General features: G+C 34.9%; 15 protein-coding genes. 9 read left to right on the forward strand and 6 right to left on the reverse strand.

Annotated features, from left to right (window positions below; all coding sequences use genetic code 11):
* Nucleotides 1-123: 123 nt before the first annotated feature.
* The 5 genes from ppsA (at nucleotide 124) to argS (ending at nucleotide 9,855) form a co-directional block, all read left to right on the forward strand.
* Entirely contained in the window at nucleotides 124-2,541 is a 2,418-nt protein-coding gene (gene ppsA / locus ACP5O9_RS03860; RefSeq protein WP_428723462.1) for a phosphoenolpyruvate synthase, read from the forward strand.
* A gap of 133 nt (nucleotides 2,542-2,674) precedes the next feature.
* Complete coding sequence (rho, locus tag ACP5O9_RS03865; protein ID WP_428723475.1) at nucleotides 2,675-3,925, forward strand: transcription termination factor Rho; 1,251 nt, start codon at nucleotides 2,675-2,677, stop codon at nucleotides 3,923-3,925.
* Complete coding sequence (locus tag ACP5O9_RS03870) at nucleotides 3,922-4,320, forward strand: PaaI family thioesterase (RefSeq protein WP_353685363.1); 399 nt, start codon at nucleotides 3,922-3,924, stop codon at nucleotides 4,318-4,320. The genes rho and ACP5O9_RS03870 overlap by 4 nt, the downstream gene beginning before the upstream one ends.
* The gene (purL, locus tag ACP5O9_RS03875) at nucleotides 4,317-8,246 is read left to right on the forward strand and encodes a phosphoribosylformylglycinamidine synthase (protein ID WP_428723463.1); all 3,930 of its coding nucleotides are present in this window, start codon (nucleotides 4,317-4,319) and stop codon (nucleotides 8,244-8,246) included. Before ACP5O9_RS03870 ends, purL begins: the two co-directional genes overlap by 4 nt.
* A complete protein-coding gene (gene argS, locus ACP5O9_RS03880; RefSeq protein ID WP_428723464.1) occupies nucleotides 8,215-9,855 on the forward strand; it encodes an arginine--tRNA ligase in 1,641 nt (546 codons plus the stop codon). The genes purL and argS overlap by 32 nt, the downstream gene beginning before the upstream one ends.
* A 2-nt stretch (nucleotides 9,856-9,857) precedes the next feature.
* On the opposite strand, the gene folP is transcribed toward argS, so the two are convergent.
* Nucleotides 9,858-10,694: a dihydropteroate synthase gene (gene folP, locus ACP5O9_RS03885; protein WP_353685366.1), complete on the reverse strand. Its 837-nt coding sequence runs from the start codon at nucleotides 10,692-10,694 to the stop codon at nucleotides 9,858-9,860.
* A complete protein-coding gene (gene ftsH / locus ACP5O9_RS03890; RefSeq protein WP_353685367.1) occupies nucleotides 10,675-12,489 on the reverse strand; it encodes an ATP-dependent zinc metalloprotease FtsH in 1,815 nt (604 codons plus the stop codon). The genes folP and ftsH overlap by 20 nt, the downstream gene beginning before the upstream one ends.
* 92 nt (nucleotides 12,490-12,581) lie before the next feature.
* Between ftsH and aroC the strand changes: the two genes are divergently transcribed.
* From aroC to ACP5O9_RS03910, 4 genes are read left to right on the forward strand one after another with little or no spacing between them, the layout of a single operon-like run.
* Nucleotides 12,582-13,757 (forward strand): chorismate synthase, encoded by a 1,176-nt coding sequence (gene aroC, locus ACP5O9_RS03895; protein WP_353685368.1) that lies wholly within the window; start codon nucleotides 12,582-12,584, stop codon nucleotides 13,755-13,757.
* Nucleotides 13,754-15,661 carry a transglycosylase SLT domain-containing protein gene (locus ACP5O9_RS03900; RefSeq protein WP_353685369.1) on the forward strand — a complete coding sequence of 636 codons (1,908 nt, stop codon included), beginning with the start codon at nucleotides 13,754-13,756 and terminating at the stop codon, nucleotides 15,659-15,661. Before aroC ends, ACP5O9_RS03900 begins: the two co-directional genes overlap by 4 nt.
* The gene (gene zapB, locus ACP5O9_RS03905; protein WP_353685370.1) at nucleotides 15,658-15,864 is read left to right on the forward strand and encodes a cell division protein ZapB; all 207 of its coding nucleotides are present in this window, start codon (nucleotides 15,658-15,660) and stop codon (nucleotides 15,862-15,864) included. The genes ACP5O9_RS03900 and zapB overlap by 4 nt, the downstream gene beginning before the upstream one ends.
* Nucleotides 15,857-16,132 (forward strand): cell division protein ZapA, encoded by a 276-nt coding sequence (locus ACP5O9_RS03910; protein WP_353685371.1) that lies wholly within the window; start codon nucleotides 15,857-15,859, stop codon nucleotides 16,130-16,132. The genes zapB and ACP5O9_RS03910 overlap by 8 nt, the downstream gene beginning before the upstream one ends.
* On the opposite strand, the gene ACP5O9_RS03915 is transcribed toward ACP5O9_RS03910, so the two are convergent.
* The 4 genes from ACP5O9_RS03915 to aspS are packed head-to-tail and all read right to left on the reverse strand — an operon-like array spanning nucleotide 16,129 to nucleotide 19,972.
* Nucleotides 16,129-17,055, reverse strand: a complete 927-nt coding sequence (locus ACP5O9_RS03915) for a diguanylate cyclase (protein WP_428723465.1) — start codon at nucleotides 17,053-17,055, stop codon at nucleotides 16,129-16,131. The genes ACP5O9_RS03910 and ACP5O9_RS03915 overlap by 4 nt on opposite strands.
* Nucleotides 17,048-17,884 (reverse strand): HDOD domain-containing protein, encoded by an 837-nt coding sequence (locus tag ACP5O9_RS03920; protein ID WP_424905192.1) that lies wholly within the window; start codon nucleotides 17,882-17,884, stop codon nucleotides 17,048-17,050. The genes ACP5O9_RS03915 and ACP5O9_RS03920 overlap by 8 nt, the downstream gene beginning before the upstream one ends.
* On the reverse strand, nucleotides 17,881-18,171 hold the full coding sequence (locus tag ACP5O9_RS03925; RefSeq protein WP_353685374.1) for a hypothetical protein: 291 nt from the start codon (nucleotides 18,169-18,171) through the stop codon (nucleotides 17,881-17,883). Before ACP5O9_RS03925 ends, ACP5O9_RS03920 begins: the two co-directional genes overlap by 4 nt.
* 16 nt (nucleotides 18,172-18,187) lie before the next feature.
* Entirely contained in the window at nucleotides 18,188-19,972 is a 1,785-nt protein-coding gene (gene aspS / locus ACP5O9_RS03930) for an aspartate--tRNA ligase (protein WP_353685375.1), read from the reverse strand.
* Nucleotides 19,973-20,020 lie beyond the last annotated feature (48 nt).

A 20,020-nucleotide genomic window follows, 5' to 3' on the forward strand; every position in this document is an offset into this window, starting at 1 on the left:
AAAAGGAATCTGCAACGAATGGTATTTCAAGTAGATTTTAAATGAGGCAATTCGAGCTATTGTCATAAATAAAAAATTTTGATATACTTATTAAAAAATTTCAAAACAAAAGGAGGTAAAAAAATGTCATTAATTTTATGGTTCAACCAGATAGGAATAAAGGATATTCCAATTGTAGGCGGTAAAAATGCATCTTTAGGAGAAATGTTAAGAAATCTTACACCAAAAGGCATTAATATTCCAGATGGATTCGCAGTCACTGCAGAAGCCTATAAATACTTTATAAAATCAAATAATCTTGAAGAACCTTTGAAAGAAATTCTTTCTACTTTGGACAAATCAAATCTTGAAGAACTTAAAAATAAAGGTAAAAAAATAAGAAAACTCATTCTTCAGGGTAAAATGCCTGAAGATTTGAAGCAGGCAATTATTAAAGCTTACAAGGAAATGGAGGAAAAATATGGAAAAGATGTTGATGTGGCAGTTCGTTCAAGCGCAACAGCTGAAGACCTTCCTGATGCATCCTTTGCAGGACAACAGGAGACCTATTTAAACATTAGAGGTGCTCAAAATGTGGTAGAAGCAGTGCAAAAATGTTTCGCTTCACTTTTTACAGACAGAGCAATTTCATACAGAATTGACAAAGGTTTTGATCATTTTTCAGTATACCTTTCAGCAGCTGTTCAAAAAATGGTTCGTTCTGACAAAGCCTCCTCTGGAGTAATGTTTACTCTTGATACAGAAACAGGATTTAAGGATGTGGTATATATTACAGGCTCATGGGGATTAGGTGAGTACGTTGTTCAGGGTATAGTAAACCCAGATGAATTTTATGTTTTTAAACCCACATTAAAAGAAGGATACAGAGCAATAATATCGAAAAAAATTGGAGCAAAGCAGCAAAAACTAATATATGGAGAAAATTCTAAAAAACCTACAAAAGGTGTAAAAACAACTCTTGAAGAAAGACAAAATTTTGTATTAAACGATGATGAAATTTTAACCCTTGCTAAATGGGCAGTAATGATAGAAGAACACTATGGAAAACCAATGGATATAGAATGGGCAAAAGACGGAGATGGAATCTCAGCGGGAACTGGACAGCTTTTTATTGTTCAGGCAAGACCAGAAACAGTTCATTCTTTAAAGAGAGAAAACTTTTACGAAGTTTATGAACTTAAAGGACAAGGAACTGTGCTTTGCACAGGACTCGCTATAGGAAACAAGATAGGTCAGGGTAACGCCTGTATAATAAAAGAACCTTCCCAGATTCATCTCTTTAAACAAGGTCAGGTTCTTGTTACAGATATGACAGATCCGGACTGGGAACCAATAATGAAGGCTGCTGGAGCAATTGTTACAAATCGTGGAGGAAGAACATGTCATGCTGCCATAGTATCCCGTGAACTTGGTATTCCATGCGTTGTAGGTGCAGGAAATGCTACAGAAGTGATAAAGAATAATGAACCAATAACCATTGATTGTTCCAAGGGCGAGGAAGGAAAGGTCCTTCAGGGGATTATTCCCTATAAAGTAAAAAGAATTGACCTTACAATTTTACCAAACACTAAAACGAAGATCATGATGAATGTAGGAATTCCTGAGCAGGCTTTTACTCAAGGTCAAATTCCCTGTGATGGTGTAGGACTCGCAAGAATTGAATTTATAATAAGCTCTCATATAGGAGTCCATCCCTTGGCATTAATTGAGTATCCAAAACTAAAAGAATCCACAGATGCTAAAATTTTAAAAGTTGTTAAAGAAATAGAAAAAAGAACACCAATGTATGAAAACAAGCCAGATTTTTATGTTGACAAACTTGCCCAGGGAATTGCAATGATTGGCGCAGCATTTTATCCAAAGGACGTTATTGTTAGATTTTCAGATTTTAAAACAAATGAATACGCTGGTCTTATTGGTGGTTGGCTTTATGAACCTGTTGAATCAAATCCTATGATTGGATGGCGCGGAGCAAGTAGATACTATGATCCAAAATTTGAACCTGCCTTTGCTCTTGAATGCCTTGCAATCAAAAAAGTTAGAGAGGAAATGGGATTAAAAAATGTAAAGGTAATGATTCCTTTTTGTAGAACTGTTGAGGAAGGCAAAAAAGTTATTGAAGTAATGAGAAAACACGGACTTACTCAGGGACAAGAGGGGCTGGAAGTATATGTAATGTGTGAGATTCCAAGTAATGTAATTCTTGCAGAGGAGTTTGCAAAAATATTTGATGGATTTTCAATTGGTTCAAATGATTTGACCCAGCTCACACTTGGACTTGACAGAGACAGTGCATTAGTTTCTCATATTTATGATGAAAGAAATGAAGCTGTAAAAAGACTTGTAAAACAGGTAATTGAAACAGCGAAAAAATACGGTAGAAAAATTGGAATATGTGGACAGGCACCAAGCGATTTTCCAGAGTTTGCCGAGTTTTTAGTTGAATGTGGAATAGACTCTATAAGTCTAATTCCAGACACGGTTCTTAAAACAAAGCTTCTTGTAGCAGAAAAAGAAAAACAGTTAAAAAATAAATATTGACAAAATTTTTCAGATTTTGTATGCTTAATTTATCAATAGTTACCCTCCTGAAGGGTTGAGTATTTTATAAAAGTGAAAAAATCCTTAAAAAATCCATAATTGAGGTAATGTAATGGAAAACAATAATATTCCGATTTCTATTTCTGAACTAAAACAGAAAAAAATTCCTGAACTTATGGAGATGGCAACTGCTCTTCACATTGAAAATGCCACCTCTATGAAAAAACAGGACCTTATTTTCGCAATACTTCAGAGTCAGATTGAAAAAATTGGAACTGTTTATGGTTCAGGGGTGCTTGAAATTCTTCCTGATGGATTTGGTTTTTTAAGAAGTCCTGATTACAGTTATCTGCCAAGTCCTGATGACATTTATGTATCTCCATCACAGATTAGAAAATTTGGCTTAAGAACAGGAGACCTCATTACAGGCCAGATAAGACCTCCAAAGGAAAATGAAAGATACTTTGCTCTCCTTAAGGTTGAAACAATTAATGGTAAGCAGGTTGAAGAAATCATTAACAGACCTCTTTTTGATAACCTAACTCCATATTATCCCACTAAAAAAATTAATCTTGAATATGATCCAGCGGATTATTCTACAAGAGTTATGGATTTACTCACCCCTGTTGGAAAAGGTCAGCGCGGATTAATTGTTGCTGCTCCAAGAACAGGTAAAACAATGCTACTTCAGTCAATTGCAAAGGCAATAAAGAAGAATCATCCTGAGATATATTTAATTATCTTGCTTATTGATGAAAGACCAGAAGAAGTTACTGACTGGCGCAGACAGGTTACAGGCGCAGAAATAATAAGCTCTACTTTTGATGAGCCTGCTCAGAGACACTGTCAGGTTTCAGAAATGGTTATAGAAAGAGCAAAAAGACTTGTAGAAGAAGGGATTGATGTTGTAATATTACTTGATAGTTTGACAAGACTTGCAAGGGCATACAATGCTATTACCCCAGCTTCTGGAAAAGTTCTCTCTGGAGGGCTGGAGGCAACCGCTCTTCAGAAGCCAAAAAGATTTTTTGGTACAGCAAGAAATATTGAAGAAGGCGGTTCTTTAACAGTAATTGCCACAGCACTTGTTGAAACCGGAAGCAGAATGGATGATGTTATTTTCGAAGAATTTAAAGGCACTGGCAATATGGAAGTTCACCTTGACAGAAAACTTGCTGATAAAAGAATTTTCCCGAGCATTGATATTGGTGCTTCTGGTACAAGAAAGGAAGAACTTCTTGTGCCTCCTGATGTTTTAAATAAAGTGTGGATTTTAAGAAAGGTATTAAGTACGTTAAGTCCTATTGAAGCAATGGAGTTTTTACTGAGTAAACTCAAAGGAACAAAATCCAATAAAGAATTTCTTGAGATGATGAACAAATGATGAAAACAGAAAACTACTGTTTTGTCTGTGGAAAGCAAAATCCGAAAGGTTTGAAAGCGGTTTTTAACCATGTTAATGGAAAATCTTACACAGAAATTATTCTTGAACAAGAGTATCAGGGTTACAGTGGAATAATTCATGGTGGGATTATTGCAGCGCTTCTTGATGAAGCCTGTGTTTATGCTGCAAATTCTTTAGGATTTAATACAGTTACAGCAGAGTTAAAAATAAGATTTAAAAATCCTGCAGCACCAAAAGAAAAATTGATTGTACAGGCAGAGGCAAATCATGTAAAATCAAAACTAATTGAAGCAAAAGCATGGATAAAAGATAAGCAAAATAAAATTATAGCAGAAGCAGAAGGAAAGTTAATAATAAAGGAAAAGACAAAGTGATTATAAGATTTTACAGAAAAAGTGCTTTATCAACCTATCAAACAATCCAACTTCTTAATCGTATACACTCAGAAATCTCTACTGAGATTAAAAATATTGAAACAGAATTTTGTTATAATCTTCTGATAACTGAAGAGCTTTCTAAGGATGAATTAGCTATCCTTAGATGGCTTTTATCTGAGACCTTTGAGCCAGAGAATTTTTCAGAAAAAAGCTTCCTCAGTCCAGACAATGGGATGATATTTGAAGTAGGACCCAGACTTAATTTTTCAACTGCCTGGTCAACATGTGCTGTTTCTGTGTGTCACAGCATCGGAATAAAAAAAATTCAGAGAATAGAGCGTTCACGAAGATATAAACTTACTCCTACAGTTCCGAATTTTTCTGAAGAGGCTTTTTTAAACATGATTCATGATAGAATGGTTGAATGTCCATATCCAGAACCCTTGAAAGACTTCTGTCACGGAATAACTACAAAACCTGTAAGAGAAGTGCCTGTCTTAGAAAAGGGAAGAAAAGCACTTGAAGAAATAAATAACGAACTTGGTTTTGGCTGGGATGAATGGGATATAGAGTTTTATTTAAAACTTTTTAGAGATAAATTAAAAAGAAATCCAACTGATGTAGAATGTTTTGATCTTGCCCAATCAAATAGTGAACATTCAAGACACTGGTTTTTTAGAGGAATTTTAATTATTGATGGTAAACCCGTAGAACGCTCACTTTTTGATATAGTTAAAGAGCCCTTACAGAGAAATCCAAAAAATTCTGTAATAGCCTTTAAAGACAACTCAAGCGCTATATATGGAGCAAAAATAAGTTATCTAAAGCCTGAAAAACCTATAAAACCTTCAAAATTCAAAATAGAAAAAAATCTTTATCATTTAATTTTTACTGCAGAAACCCACAATTTTCCAACTGGAGTGGCTCCATTTCCAGGTGCTGAAACAGGAACTGGTGGCAGAATCCGTGATGTTCATGCAACTGGTAAAGGTGCTTTGCCGATTGCAGGAACTGCTGCTTATTGTGTAGGAAATCTTCAAATTCCAGGATATGAGCTTCCCTGGGAGGATAAAACTTTTCAGTATCCCGTAAATCTTGCAAAACCTCTTCAGATTGAAATTGAAGCAAGTAATGGTGCTTCTGACTACGGGAATAAATTTGGTGAACCTGTGATTGCTGGATTTACTCGTTCTTTTGGGATGAGAATGCCTCATGGAGAAAGAATTGAATGGGTAAAACCAATAATGTTCACTGGTGGAATTGGTCAGATAATGGATATACATAAAGAAAAGGACCCACCTCAAAAGGGAATGTATGTTGTAAAAATTGGTGGTCCTGCATACAGAATTGGGATAGGTGGTGGAGCTGCTTCTTCTGTTTTATCAGGACAACTTAGTGAAGATCTTGACTTCAATGCTGTTCAGCGTGGGGATGCTGAAATGGAAAATAAACTCAACAGAGTTGTCCGTGCCTGTGTTGAACTTGGGAGCAAAAATCCTATTGTAAGCATTCATGATCAGGGTGCTGGTGGAAACTGTAATGTTGTAAAGGAACTCGTTTATCCTGAAGGAGCAAAGATTGATATAAGAAAAGTTATTCTTGGAGATGAAACTCTTTCAGTTCTTGAAATATGGGGAGCTGAATATCAGGAAAATGATGCATTGTTAATAAAAAAAGAAAATGCTAACCTTTTTAAAACTCTTTGTGAAAGGGAAAGGCTTCCCTGGTCAATTATTGGAGAAGTAACAGGAGATGGGAAACTTATTGTTTATGACAGCAAGGATGGTCAGATTGCTGTAAACTTTGACCTTAAAGATGTTCTTGGAGAAATTCCAAAAAAAGAATTTAAACTTACCCGAGTTGAAAGAAAACTTGAACCCTTAAGACTCCCTGAAAATTTAACAATTCATGAAGCTCTGGATAGGGTTTTGAGAGTTCTTTCTGTTGGTTCAAAAAGATTTTTAACAAATAAAGTGGACCGCTCAGTTACAGGCCTTATTGTGAGACAGCAGTGTGCTGGTCCTGTTCAGCTCACTGTTTCTGATGTATGCGTAGTTGCTCAAAGTTATTTTGATAAAACAGGGATAGCCCATGCAATTGGAGAGCAACCTATAAAAGGACTTATAAATCCAGAGTCAATGGCAAGACTTTCAGTAACTGAGGCACTTACAAATATTGTATGGGCAAAAATTACAAGCCTTGAAGACATAAAATGTTCAGCTAACTGGATGTGGGCAGCAAAACTTCCTGGTGAAGGGGTGCGTCTCTACAGAGCTGCTCAGGCAATGGCAGAACTAATGATAAAACTCGGCATTGCTATTGATGGAGGCAAAGATTCTCTTTCAATGGCTGCAAAGATAAAAACAAATGAGACAGTTGAAGTCGTCAAATCTCCTGGAACTCTTGTAATTTCAGCATATGCTCCCTGTCCTGATATAAACAAGGTAATAACTCCTGATATAAAACATCCAGGGGAAAGCGTAATTCTTTTTATTGACCTGAGTCCTGGCAAAAAAAGACTGGGTGGTAGTGCTTTAGCTCAATGTTTTAACCAGATTGGCAGTGAATGTCCTGATCTTGAAGATCCTGCGCTTTTAAAAAGAGCTTTTCAAGTAGTCCAGAATTTAATTGATAAAAACCTGATACTTTCAGGCCACGACCGCTCAGATGGAGGTCTGATTGTAACTTTGCTTGAGATGGCTTTTTCAGGCAGTGCAGGTTTATTAATAGAAGTAAATTCTTCTGAGCTTGAAATTGAAAAAAATCTGTTTCTTATTTCAGAACTTTTCAATGAAGAACCAGGGGTTGCTATAGAAGTTGATCTTAAAAAACTCAAAAAAGTAAAAGAAATACTTGCTAAACAAAATCTTCCCCATTACGAGATTGCAAAAACCATAAAAGAAGACAGAATCATTATCAAGCAAGAAAACAAAATTGTCTTTGATGAGCCCATGACCAAACTAAGAGATCTCTGGGAAGAAACAAGTCATAGAATTGATATGCTCCAGGCAAATCCTGAATGTGTAAAAGAAGAAAAAAGAGTAATTTATTCAAGAACTGCACCAAGATATACAATAAGCTTCAAACCAGAAAGCACTCCAGTACTGCTGCTTAAAAAAAAGGTAAAGCCTCCTGTTGCTATAATTCGTGAAGAAGGAAGCAATGGAGACAGAGAAATGGCAGCAGCTTTTTATATGGCAGGATTTGAACCATGGGATGTGTGTATGCAGGATTTGATAGATAGAAAGATTTCACTTAGGCAATTTAAGGGAGTTGCCTTTGTTGGAGGATTTAGCTTTGCTGATGTTCTTGACTCTGCTAAAGGATGGGCAGGCTGTATCAAGTTCTCTCATCTTAGAAAAGAGTTTGAAGAATTTTATATGCGTCCTGATACATTTAGCCTGGGAGTTTGCAATGGATGTCAGCTTATGGCACTTCTTGGATGGGTTCCATGGTATGGAATTGAACAAAATCAACAACCCCGTTTTATATGGAATAAATCTGGAAGATTTGAATCCAGATGGGTGAGCATTAAAATCCTGCCTTCTCCATCAATTATGCTCAGTGGCATGGAAGACTCAGTGCTTGGAGTATGGATAGCTCATGGAGAAGGAAGAGCCTATTTCCCTGATGAAAAAATTCTGAATAAAGTAATTGAGAAAAATCTTGCCCCTCTTCGTTATGTTGATGATGATGGAAATATTACAGAAACCTATCCATTTAATCCAAATGGTTCCCCTTTAGGAATAACCGCATTATGCACTGAAGATGGTAGGCATCTTGCGATGATGCCTCATCCAGAGAGAGCTTTTTTACTGTGGCAATGGCCATGGATACCGGAGAAATGGAAAAAATCTATAAAAGCATCTCCGTGGTTAAAAATTTTCCAGAATGCAAGAAGGTGGTGTGATGGGAATGCATAAATTGTTAAAAAACAAAATTACTGAAGCAATTAAAAAACTTGGCTTGTCAGAAATTGATCCTGAAATAGAAATTCCTAAAAATGAAGAATTTGGTGATTTAAGCAGTCCTGTAGCGATGGAGCTTGCAAAACAGTTGAAAAGACCTCCAAAAGAAATTGCTGAAAAATTAATCTCTTTAATAGATAAAGCTTTATTTGAAAACATTGAAATTGCAGGAGCTGGATTTATAAATTTCAGATTTAAAAAGGATTTTATTTTTTCTGAGCTTGAAAGTCTCTTGAATGAAGGTGAAAGATTTTTAACTCAGGATATAGGAAAAGGGAAAAAAGTTCAAATAGAATTTGTCAGCGCAAATCCCACAGGACCTCTTCATCTTGGACATGGAAGAGGAGCAGCACTGGGCAGTGCTCTGGCAAATATTCTCAGAGAAGCTGGATATAATGTTTCCACTGAATACTACATTAATGACGCTGGCAGACAGGTAGAACTTCTTGGTTTGAGTGTTTATGTTGCTTTGCAAAAATTTTTTGGAAAACAAATGCCCATGCCTGAAGAATGTTATAAAGGCGATTACATAAATGAGATTGCAAAAGAAATCTACGAACTTTACGGTAATAGCTTAAAAAATAAAAGCTTTGAAGAAGTTGGTGATTTTTTAATTGATTTTTCCTATAAAAAAATACTCAATGAAATCAAAAAAGACCTTGAAGACTTTGGAATAAATTTTAACAACTGGGTTAGTGAAAGAAAACTTTATCATACAGGTGAGGTTCAAAGAGCAATCCTCAAGCTTAAAGAACTTGGATTTATTTATGAAAAAGATGGAGCTCTGTGGTTTCGCTCAACAGCTTTTGGTGATGACAAAGACAGAGTTGTTGTAAAAAGTGATGGAACATATACATATTTTGCCTCTGACATTGCCTATCATAAAAACAAAATTGAAAGAGGATTTGATGAGCTTATAAACATCTGGGGTGCTGACCATCATGGATATATATCAAGAGTAAAGGCTGCTGTGCAGGCATTGGGAATGAGTGCCTCTCAAATTAAAATACTTCTTGTTCAGATGGTAAACTTGCTCAGGCAAGGAAAGCCTGTTCAGATGTCAAAAAGAGCAGGAACATTTGTTACTTTAAGAGAAGTTATGGATGAAATTGGAGCTGATACCACACGCTTCATATTTCTTACACGTAAATCTGACAGTCACCTGGAGTTTGATATAGAAGTTGCAAAAAAACAATCACAGGAAAATCCTGTTTACTATGTTCAATATGCTCATGCAAGAATTAACAGCATTTTTGAAAAAGCTCAACTCAACCCTCAAAAGTTTTATCCAGAATTGTTCAATGAAGATGAGCTTAGAATCATAAAAAAATTGCTTCTTTATCCGATGATTTTTGAACTATCTGTTCAAATGAGAGAGCCTCATAGAATAACCTTTTATTTACAGGAGCTTGCTGCACTGTTTCACAGTTATTATCATAAATACAGAGTTATTTCTGAAGATGCAAAACTAACAGAAACAAGGCTTAGTCTTTGTAAAGCTGTAATGCTTGTTTTAAAACACGGATTGAGAATGCTTGGAGTGAAAGCTCCTCAGAAGATGTAAAATTAGCTGAATTTAATAGCATCAGCCAGTTTTACAATCTTAGCCATAAATCCAACATCGTGAACTCTCACAATATTCGCTCCATTTATAACTGATACTGCCACAGCTGAGGCTGTTCCTTCAAGTCTTTTTTCAGGGGAGCTTTCATTTAAAACATACCCAATAAAACTTTTTCTTGATACTCCTATAAGTATTGGTTTGCCTAATTTAGAAAATTCTTTGAGATTTTTTAATATTTGAAGATTGTGCTGAGGTAATTTGCCAAATCCAATACCAGGATCAATAATTATCATATTTTCATCAACTCCTGCCTGTTTTGCGATTACTATGGAGTTTCTCAGATATTCTATAATTTCTGGTATTAAAGCCTCATAATGAGGATTCTTTTGCATATCTCTTGGAGTTCCTTTTATATGCATAATGACCACTGGAACTTTGTATCTGCTGACAACTTTTGCCATTTCTGGATCAAATCTTAAACCACTTATATCATTCACAATTGTTGCTCCTGCCTCGATTGCTTTCTCTGCAACCTTAGCTTTGTATGTATCAATTGAAATAGGGATAGAGATTTTCTTTGAAAGAGCCTCTATTATTGGAATAACTCTTTTTAATTCTTCATCAATACTTACAGGTTCTGCTCCAGGACGGGTTGATTCTCCGCCAATATCAATTATATCAGCACCTTCTTCAACCATTCTTAGAGCATGATCAATAGCATTTTGAAAGCTCAGATATCTACCCCCATCAAAAAAAGAATCAGGAGTAACATTGAGAATTCCCATTATGTAGGTTTTTTTGAGGAAATCAAACTCAAAATTATGAAACTTGAGCTTCATTGAGCTTTATAATTTCGTCTATTTCTGAAGCTTCCAGAGTTTCTCTTTCAAGCAAAGCTTGAGCAATTGCATCAAGAAGTTTTCTGTTTTTTTCAATTAATTGTTTGGTTTCACTATAAGCCTCTGTTACAATTCTTTTGGTTTCCTCATCTATCTCCTCAGCAGTTTTGTCAGAGTAGTCTCTGTGTTTTGCAATTTCTCTTCCAAGAAATACATGTTCTTCTCTTTTACCAAAGGTAAGAGGTCCCATTCTATCACTCATTCCCCACTCTGTAACCATCTTTCGAGCAAGTTCTGTAGCTCTTTCAAGGTCATTCCCAGCTCCTGTTGTCATTGTTTGAAGAGCTATCTCTTCTGCAACTCTTCCTCCAAGAAGAACCTTAAGCGTGCCATAAAGATATTCTTTTGAATAGGTATAGCGGTCATCAAGTGGAAGCTGTTGAGTGACTCCCAGTGCTCTTCCTCTTGGAATTATACTAACCTTATGAATTGGATCAGTCTGAGGAGTAAGTTTTGCTACAAGAGCATGTCCTGCTTCATGATAGGCTGTAATTTTTCGCTCCTGTTCACTTAAAACCATACTCTTTCTTTCCACACCCATTAAAACTTTGTCCTTAGCTGACTCAAAATCATTCATGCTGACAGCGTCACTATTTTTTCTTGCTGCTAATAAAGCCGCTTCATTCACTAAATTTGCAAGGTCTGCACCAGAGAATCCTGGAGTTCCTCTTGCAATTTTTTCAAGATCCACATCCTGTGCAAGTGGAATTTTTTTTGTGTGAACTTTCAGTATCTCAAGCCTTCCCTTTACATCTGGAAGAGGCACAACAATTTGACGGTCAAATCTTCCTGGCCGCAAAAGTGCTGGATCTAAAACATCAGGTCTGTTTGTTGCTGCAAGCACAATTATTCCTTCATTGCTCTCAAATCCATCCATCTCTACAAGAAGTTGATTGAGTGTTTGTTCTCTTTCGTCATGCCCACCGCCAAGACCTGCTCCTCTCTGTCTTCCAACTGCATCAATTTCATCAATAAATACAATGCATGGAGAATTTTTCTTTGCCTGATCAAAAAGATCACGAACTCTACTTGCTCCAACTCCAACAAACATCTCTACAAAATCTGAGCCTGAAATTGAGAAAAAGGGAACTCCAGCTTCTCCTGCAATTGCCTTTGCAAGAAGAGTTTTTCCTGTTCCTGGAGAACCAACAAGAAGAATACCCTTGGGAATTTTTGCTCCAAGTTTAATATATTTTTGAGGATTGGTAAGAAAATCAACAATTTCTTTTACCTCTTCTTTTACTTCTTCAATTCCTGCAACATCTGAAAAGGTCACCTTAACTGATTTATTGGAGATCATTTTTGCTCTTGCCTTACCAAAGGACATGGCACGAGAGCTTCCAGCCTGCATCTGCTTCATAAACATAATCCATAAAAATACGAGGAAAATTACAGGACCCCATGAAAGCAAAAAATTAATATACCAGGGGGTTTGTTCTGGTGGCTTTACAGAAATTTTTACACTGTGAGAAGAAAGTTCTTTTATAAGATCAGGATAATTTATGTAATAAGTTTTAAACTGAGAGCCATCTTTAAGTTTTCCTGTTATAGTATTGTCCTTGATTAAAACTTCATCTACTTCAGAATTCTGCAGTTTCATAAGAAACTCAGAAAATATTATTTCTTTTTCATTTTTTTGAGGGACATTGAAAAAATTAAAAAGCGCAATAATAGAAATACCTATTATCAACCAAATCAGAAAAGTTTTTAGTGATCCCTTTGTCTGTCCATTCATAAATTAATTTTAACTTAAAATAAATACAAAAGTAAAAACTTAAGTTAAAAATGAAGATGAAAAAATAGGCTGATATTTTTTAAAATATGCTTATGCTTAGATTTCTCACAGCTGGAGAATCACACGGTAAAGGACTTATAGGCATTGTTGAGGGAATGCCTGCAGGAGTATACATTTCAAAAGAAGAAATTGATATGGAACTTAAGCGAAGACAAATGGGCTACGGTAGAGGTGGAAGAATGAAAATAGAATCTGATGAAGTTGAAATCTTGTCTGGAATAAGATGGGGGAAAACACTTGGTTCACCAATTGCATTTTTCATTAAAAATCGTGATTGGGAAAACTGGAAAGAAGCAATGAATCCTGATAAAGCTTTTGAAAACTCTCATCCTTGTGTTACAAAACCAAGACCAGGTCATGCTGATCTGGCAGGTTTTATTAAGTATCAACATAGTGATATCAGAAATGTTCTGGAACGCTCCTCTGCAAGAGAAACTGCTATGAGAGTTGCTGTTGGCGCGTTAGCAAAACAGTTTCTGAAAATTTTCGATATAAAAATAGGTAGTTTTGTTACAGGAATTGGACCAGTTTGTCAAGAACTACAAACAGCTTATTTAAATGAAAAGCAATTGTTAGAGCTTTCAGTCTTATCAGAGGACTCTCCAGTTAGATGTCCCTGGAAAGACACAGAAGAAAAATTTATAAATGTCATTGATCAGGCAATAAAAAATGGAGACAGTGTTGGTGGTTGTTTTGTTGTATTTGCTACAGGTGTTCCAGTAGGACTTGGAAGTTATGTGCACTGGGATAGGAAACTTGACTCAAGAATAGCTATGGGAATTATGAGTATTCAGGCTATAAAAGCAGTTGAGATTGGCGATGGAGTAATAGTGGGTAAAAAATTTGGCTCAGAAGTTATGGACGAAATTTTTTTTGATGATTTTTTTTACAGAAAAACAAATCACATGGGTGGGATTGAAGGAGGAGTTTCAAATGGAATGCCTGTAATTGTAAAGGCTACTATGAAACCGATCCCTACTTTAAGAAAACCTTTAAAATCTGTTGATGTCTTTACTAAGGAGGTTTCTTTAGCATCATATGAAAGAAGTGACATATGTGCTGTGCCTGCTGCAGCTGTTATTGGAGAGGCTGTTTTAGCATGGCACATTGCAGAAGCTTTCCTGGAAAAATTTGGTGGTGACAGTCTTCAGGAAATAGAAAGCAATTTTTATTACTATCAAAAACAAATAAAGGAAATTAAAAGATGAAGCTGATAGGGTTATTAATAGGTTTGATATTATTTATTTTTCTTCCAAGTGACAGTCTCTCTCAGCTTTCCTCCTTAGAGTATCTCATTGAAGGTAAGAAATCTCTTAATTCAGGACAGTTTCAAAAAGCAGAGCAGTATCTGACAAAAGCCATTCCTGAATTTAAAGAAATAGGCGATTATATATTGCTGTGGCGTGCAAAGGCTTATAAAAATATGAATAAATATGAAGAAGCATTGAAAGATCTGGAAGAATTAAAGAAAAATTATCCCCAATCACCTCTTATTAAAGAAACGATGAAAGAGGAGATTGAAATTGCAAAAATTCTTAATTTACCAGAACTTGAAAAACTCTATCAGTCCTTTATCAATGAATATCCTGAGGAAATAAAAATTAAATTTGAATATGGAATTTATCTTAAAAATCATAAAAAAGTTGAACAGGCAAAAAGGATATTTAAAGAAATTTTCACAACTGCTTCAGCTTTTGCTGATCAGGCAGAGAGAGAGCTTTCTGATGAAGATATAACTGTAGATGATTTGATAAAGAAAGCTAAGGCTTTAAATAACGCATATCAATTTAAAAATGCAGAAAAATATCTTAAAAAAGCTCTTTTTAAAGCAAATTATCAAAAATCAGAGATTCTTTCATTGTTTGGATACTGTCTTTTTATGCAGAAAAGATATTCTGAAGCGGCAGATATCTTTAAAAACTCTGGCGAGCTTTACTGGAGAGCAAGAGCACTGCTCAGAGCAAGAGATTATAATACTTTTGAAAGAGAGCTGGCAAATTACATAAAATCAGCAGATCAGAGATTTGTAGATGTTCTTATAAATTATGCAAACATTAAAAGAAGAGCTGGTGAATATGATAAAGCAATAAAAATTCTCAATATGGCTATTAACAAATATCCTGCTCAAAAAGAAAATGCCATGTGGTTTTTAGCCTGGAATTACTATCTTATGGAAGAATATGATAAAGCAAAAAAAATTCTTCAGCAACTTTGCTCTTCTTATGGTAAGCTCAAGTATATTTACTGGCTTGAAAAAATAAATGAAATAAATGGGACTGTACCTGTAAAACATTATGTTGTGCCCTTTCAGCCTGGAGATATTTATTCATATTTTTTTTATATGAAAGGGAAAGTATCCTCCATCTCTGAATCTAAATCAGTTAATTATCAATTAATCCTTCCAAAAAGAGTTGACCTATTGCTTAAAGCAGGATTTAAAGATGAAGCCTTAAAAGAAGTTAAAGCGCTATTAAAGAACAACAGAGATATTGAAAACATTCCTTTGTTCTGTAAAATTCTTTATGAATTAGGAGATTATTCCACATCAGTAAGGCTTATCTCAAAGATTTCAGACAAATTTAATTTTCCTGAACTTTTATATCCGCAGGCTTACAAAGATATTGTTTTAAAAGTTACAGAGAGATTGGATATTAATCCTTATTTGATATTTGCAATAATGAGAGAAGAATCACGTTTTGACAGTTTTGCTCACTCGCCTGCTGGAGCTCTTGGATTGATGCAACTTATGCCAGAGACTGCAAAAAAACATGGTAAAAAAATAGGTATCATGCTAAAAAAAGATTCTGAACTATTTGAACCTGAAAAAAACATATTAATCGGTAGCTTTTATTTTAAAAATCTAATTGAAGAATTTAAAAATCCAGTGCTGGCTATTGCTGCATACAATGCAGGAGAGAATGCTGTGCAGGCATGGCTAAAAGATAACTCTTATAAGGATATTGATGAATTCTTAGAAGATATCCCATATGCTGAAACAAAAGCTTATGTTCAGAGAGTTGTTGTTTCATATTTTGAATATCTTAGAATTAACAAGGCTTTGACACAAGAAAGTGTTTTAAAAATAATAAAAATAAAAGGAGGCACTCCATGATTGAAGAAAAGATTGTATCAGCCCTTGAAAAAATTAGAATTCTTAAACAGGAAAAAGAAGATTTGCAGAAAAAAGTAAACACATTGGAAGAAGTTTTAAAAACAAAAAATCAGGAAATTGAAAATTTACTTTCAGAAAGAGAAGCAATAAAAAAACAAATAGAAGAGCTTCTTAAAGAGCTTGACTTAGAAGCAGATGCATAAAACAGAAGTTTATATACTGGGACAGAAATATACAATAAAAGGAGAAAAACCGCCTGAATATATTCAAACACTGGCTAAGTATGTTGATGAAAAATTGAGAAAAGTTTATGAGCAAAACTCTAACATGCCTCCTTTGAGGGCAGCCATCCTTGCCTGTCTTTATATTGCTGATGAACTTTATGAAACAAAAAAACAATGTGAGGAAACAAAACAACAGCTAAAAAAACTTGAGGAAAAAACCAATGAATTACTTCTTCTTCTTGGCTAAATGCTTCTTCTTCGATCAATTGCATATCTTTTTTCTTTTTGTTTTTTTGCAATAGATTTCATTGTGGAGGCAACTTCAGCCATCTCACTGAAATGCCTGAAGTTTCTGTATTTATTAGAAGTTATCCCAACAGAAATTGTCATAATAGGATAAAATCGTGTTTTCCCTTCTCTGTCAACTGATTCAATATAACCTTTTTTAAGGTCTTCTTCATCATAAAAGTTTTTAACAACGCTGTCAAAGATTTCTATTATTTTTTGTGTTGTTTCTTCAATTTTTTCAGGATCCATTATATAAATAAAATCATCACCTCCTATATGTCCAACAAAACTTCCATTTGGTTGTTCAGCTCTAACAATATTAAGAATAAGTCTTCCAAGAAGTTTTATTACTTCATCACCCCTTGAGAAACCGTATTTATCATTGAAAGGCTTGAAATTGTCTAAATCTGCATAGGCGAGAGCAAAAACATCTCCTCTATTAAGCCTCTTTTGAATCTCCTTTTGTATAACAAGATTACCTGGAAGCTTTGTCAGAGGATTTGTAGCTATAACTTTTTCTATTCTTTCAAAACAAAGTTTAATTCTCATGATTAAATCTATTTTTAGGTTGTCAACTCTTATATAGTCATCTACAAGAAAATTTTGCCAGTCTTCAATGTAAAAATCAGGTGGAACTATTGCTATCACATTCATTGATACAAAAATAGGATCATCCTTTAAATTATTTATTATTGAAATTTCTATTTTTGGGTCATTAACTGCTTCTATAACAACCAGATCAGGAATTTCATCATATATTATCTGAAGAGCCTCGTTTATATCTTGAAAGTAATAAATTTCATCTGGTAAAGGAAAAAGGATTTTTTCTACAACTTTTTTGATTTCCTTATTTTTTAAAATAACAATGATTTTTCTACTCATCAGAAAGGAAAATTTCTCCTGAAGTAGTAATAGGCTCCTCAGCTTCTTTAAATATTTCTAAAATTTCATCTGATTTAAAATTTAAAATTTCCCATGCAAAAGGATGAACAGAAGGCACAAAAATTTCTCCTGAATATCCCACTCCTCTTGCCAGAGCAAGTATGTTTGATATATGAACAATAGCAGTTTCCATCTGAAACTTTTCAGCCAGTTGAGGTCTGTGATGATACATTATTGGTTCTATCAATTTTTGGGGAAATTTCCATTTTTTAGCAATAATTCCTCCAACTTCTGCATGAGTTAAGCCAAAGTATTGTCTTTCAATTTCGTATAAAAAACTCGCTTTTTCCTGAGCAGAATTAATTATTTTCATGTATTCATCTTTAAATGCCATTATAAATATAACCTTGCCAATGTCGTGCAAAAGTGCTCCTATTGAGATTTCCTCTGGAGCTTGTAATTGTCTTTTCATTGCGATAATTCTTGCAAATATGGCTGTTGAAAGGGAGTGTTCCCATAGTCCTATCATGTTTTTTTGCATTATCTCAAAGACTGAAACTCCAAGAAGAAGCCCTTTTACAGCATTCAATCCAAGAATTACCATTGCATGACTTACGGAAGATATTCTTCCAGGAAACCCATAAACTGGAGAATTAACCATCTTAAGAACTCTTGCAGTTAGAGTTGGATCAGAAGAAACAAAATCAGTTATTTTTTGCAGTGATACTCTTGGGTCTTCTATAACTGATAAAATCTTTTTCAAAATTGGAGGGATTGTGGGAAGGCTTTCTATTTTTTCAATTTTTGCAATTACATCTTGAGTATTCATTTATAAAGTTCCTCAATGTGACTCTTCAGAATTGTTTTTATCAACAGAGTATACGAATCAGTCGCCTTTTTAAATCTTTCTTCAATTTCTTTAAAAACTTCTTCTTTAGGTGGCATTTCTTTTTTGCCTTCAACATATAAAAAATCTATATTCATCATAAAGAGCCTATCTATGAGAGCCTCAGTTAACTCTTTACCAGCAGGCACTACAACCATACCTGCTTCATTAACTATGTCTTTTAAAATTTTCATCCCTGGCTTTGCTTTATTAATAGAAATTTTTATCATTGTGTTTAATTATAACTTAAATATCCAGCTTTATGTGTAATTCCTTCAATTGCCTTATATCAACCTCTGAAGGTGCTTCACTCAGTGGACAGAAAGCTTTCTGAGTTTTTGGAAAAGCTATAACATCTCTCAAAGAACTCGCTCCTGTCATAAGCATAACAAGTCTATCAAGCCCTAAAGCTATTCCTCCGTGTGGAGGTGCTCCATATCGTAAAGCTTCTACAAAAAATCCAAATCTCTTTTTAACTTCTTCATCTGAGATACCAAGTATCTTGAATATGTGCTGCTGAAGCTCTGATTTATGAATTCTAATACTTCCACCACCAAGCTCATAGCCATTAAGAACAATATCATAGGCTTTTGCTTTTATATCTTTTACAGAACTCCGGGGGTCACAAAAAGCCTCATAAGACATTTTTAAAAGTTTTTCAATATCTTCATCCTTAGGAGATGTAAAGGGATGATGCATGCTTACAAATCTTTTTTCCTCCTCACTCCATTCAAACAAAGGAAAATCAACTATCCACGCAAAGCAAAATCCTTCTCTTTTTATTTGAGCTTTATCAGCAATTTCAAGCCTGAGTCTTCCTAAGACCTCATTAGCTACTGAATTTGTATCAGCGACAAAAAGCATCAGGTCTCCCTGGTCTGCACCTACTTTTTTAGCAATTTCTTTAAGAGTTTCCTCGGAGAAAAATTTGACAATTGGAGATTCAAATCCCTGTTTAACCTTAATCCATGCAAGTCCTTTTGCACCAAAAGACTGAGCCAAAGCTACGAGTTTATCTATTTCACTACGAGAGGCTGACGCAAATCCCTTTGCACATATCGCCTTTACAGCTCCACCTTTTAAAGCTGCATCAAGAAAGACTTTAAATTGACAGTCTTTTACAAGCTCCTTTACATCGTAAATTTCCATACCAAATCTTAAGTCCGGTTTATCTGTGCCATATCTATTCATTGCTTCTTCATAAGTAAGTCTTCTGAAAGGTATTTCAATTTCAACAGATAGAACTTCTTTAAAACATTTAAAAAGCATTTCTTCAACGATATTTAAAATATCCTCGATCTCAACAAAAGACATCTCAAGGTCAATCTGAGTAAATTCTGGCTGACGGTCTGCTCTCAAGTCTTCATCTCTAAAGCAACGGACAATTTGAAAGTATCTGTCAAATCCTGACATCATAAGAATCTGTTTAAAAAGCTGAGGTGATTGAGGAAGAGCATAAAATGTTCCTGGATTAAGTCTGCTTGGAACAAGAAAATCTCTTGCCCCCTCTGGTGTAGACTTTGTAAGCATTGGTGTTTCTATCTCAAGAAATCCCTGAGCATCAAGAAAATTTCTTATTGACATTGTTACTTTGTGTCTTATAAAAAAGTTTCTCTGCATTTCTGCTCTGCGAAGGTCAAGATAACGATATTTTAATCTTAGAAGTTCTGTTGTCTCCGATGCCTCATCAAGCTGAAATGGTAAAGGCTTTGAAGTAGATAAAATCTCAAACTCTGAAGCCCAGAGCTCCACATTGCCTGTAATAAGATCTGGATTTTCAGTTCCTTCTGGTCTTCTTCTCAGAATACCTTTTACAGAGATAACATACTCAGTTCTTAAATTATGAGCTTTTTTATGTGTTTGCGGGGAAATTTCAGGACTGAACACTACTTGGATGATTCCTGTTCTATCACGAAGATCAATAAAAATTAATCCACCGTGATCTCTTCTCCGAAAAACCCATCCGCATAGTCTCAATTCACTGCCAATTTCTTCTTCTTTAACTTCAGCACAGTATTTATCGCGAAACATTTCTCCTCCTCGGAATTGATTTCATAAATTTTTATTATAGCAAAACAA

The sequence above is a fragment of the Thermodesulfovibrio sp. genome, from assembly GCF_049969575.1.
Lineage (GTDB): Bacteria > Nitrospirota > Thermodesulfovibrionia > Thermodesulfovibrionales > Thermodesulfovibrionaceae > Thermodesulfovibrio > Thermodesulfovibrio obliviosus.

Bases quoted from the DNA above. Each gene is read 5' to 3' on its own strand.
- argS (WP_428723464.1), top strand. From the start codon at position 8,215: ATGCAAGAAGGTGGTGTGATGGGAATGCATAAATTGTTAAAAAACAAA.
- ACP5O9_RS03915 (WP_428723465.1), bottom strand. From the start codon at position 17,055: ATGAGTAGAAAAATCATTGTTATTTTAAAAAATAAGGAAATCAAAAAA.
- ACP5O9_RS03925 (WP_353685374.1), bottom strand. From the start codon at position 18,171: ATGATAAAAATTTCTATTAATAAAGCAAAGCCAGGGATGAAAATTTTA.
- aspS (WP_353685375.1), bottom strand. From the start codon at position 19,972: ATGTTTCGCGATAAATACTGTGCTGAAGTTAAAGAAGAAGAAATTGGC.
- ftsH (WP_353685367.1), bottom strand. From the start codon at position 12,489: ATGAATGGACAGACAAAGGGATCACTAAAAACTTTTCTGATTTGGTTG.
- ACP5O9_RS03900 (WP_353685369.1), top strand. From the start codon at position 13,754: ATGAAGCTGATAGGGTTATTAATAGGTTTGATATTATTTATTTTTCTT.
- zapB (WP_353685370.1), top strand. From the start codon at position 15,658: ATGATTGAAGAAAAGATTGTATCAGCCCTTGAAAAAATTAGAATTCTT.
- ACP5O9_RS03870 (WP_353685363.1), top strand. From the start codon at position 3,922: ATGATGAAAACAGAAAACTACTGTTTTGTCTGTGGAAAGCAAAATCCG.
- ppsA (WP_428723462.1), top strand. From the start codon at position 124: ATGTCATTAATTTTATGGTTCAACCAGATAGGAATAAAGGATATTCCA.
- ACP5O9_RS03920 (WP_424905192.1), bottom strand. From the start codon at position 17,884: ATGAATACTCAAGATGTAATTGCAAAAATTGAAAAAATAGAAAGCCTT.
- ACP5O9_RS03910 (WP_353685371.1), top strand. From the start codon at position 15,857: ATGCATAAAACAGAAGTTTATATACTGGGACAGAAATATACAATAAAA.
- folP (WP_353685366.1), bottom strand. From the start codon at position 10,694: ATGAAGCTCAAGTTTCATAATTTTGAGTTTGATTTCCTCAAAAAAACC.
- aroC (WP_353685368.1), top strand. From the start codon at position 12,582: ATGCTTAGATTTCTCACAGCTGGAGAATCACACGGTAAAGGACTTATA.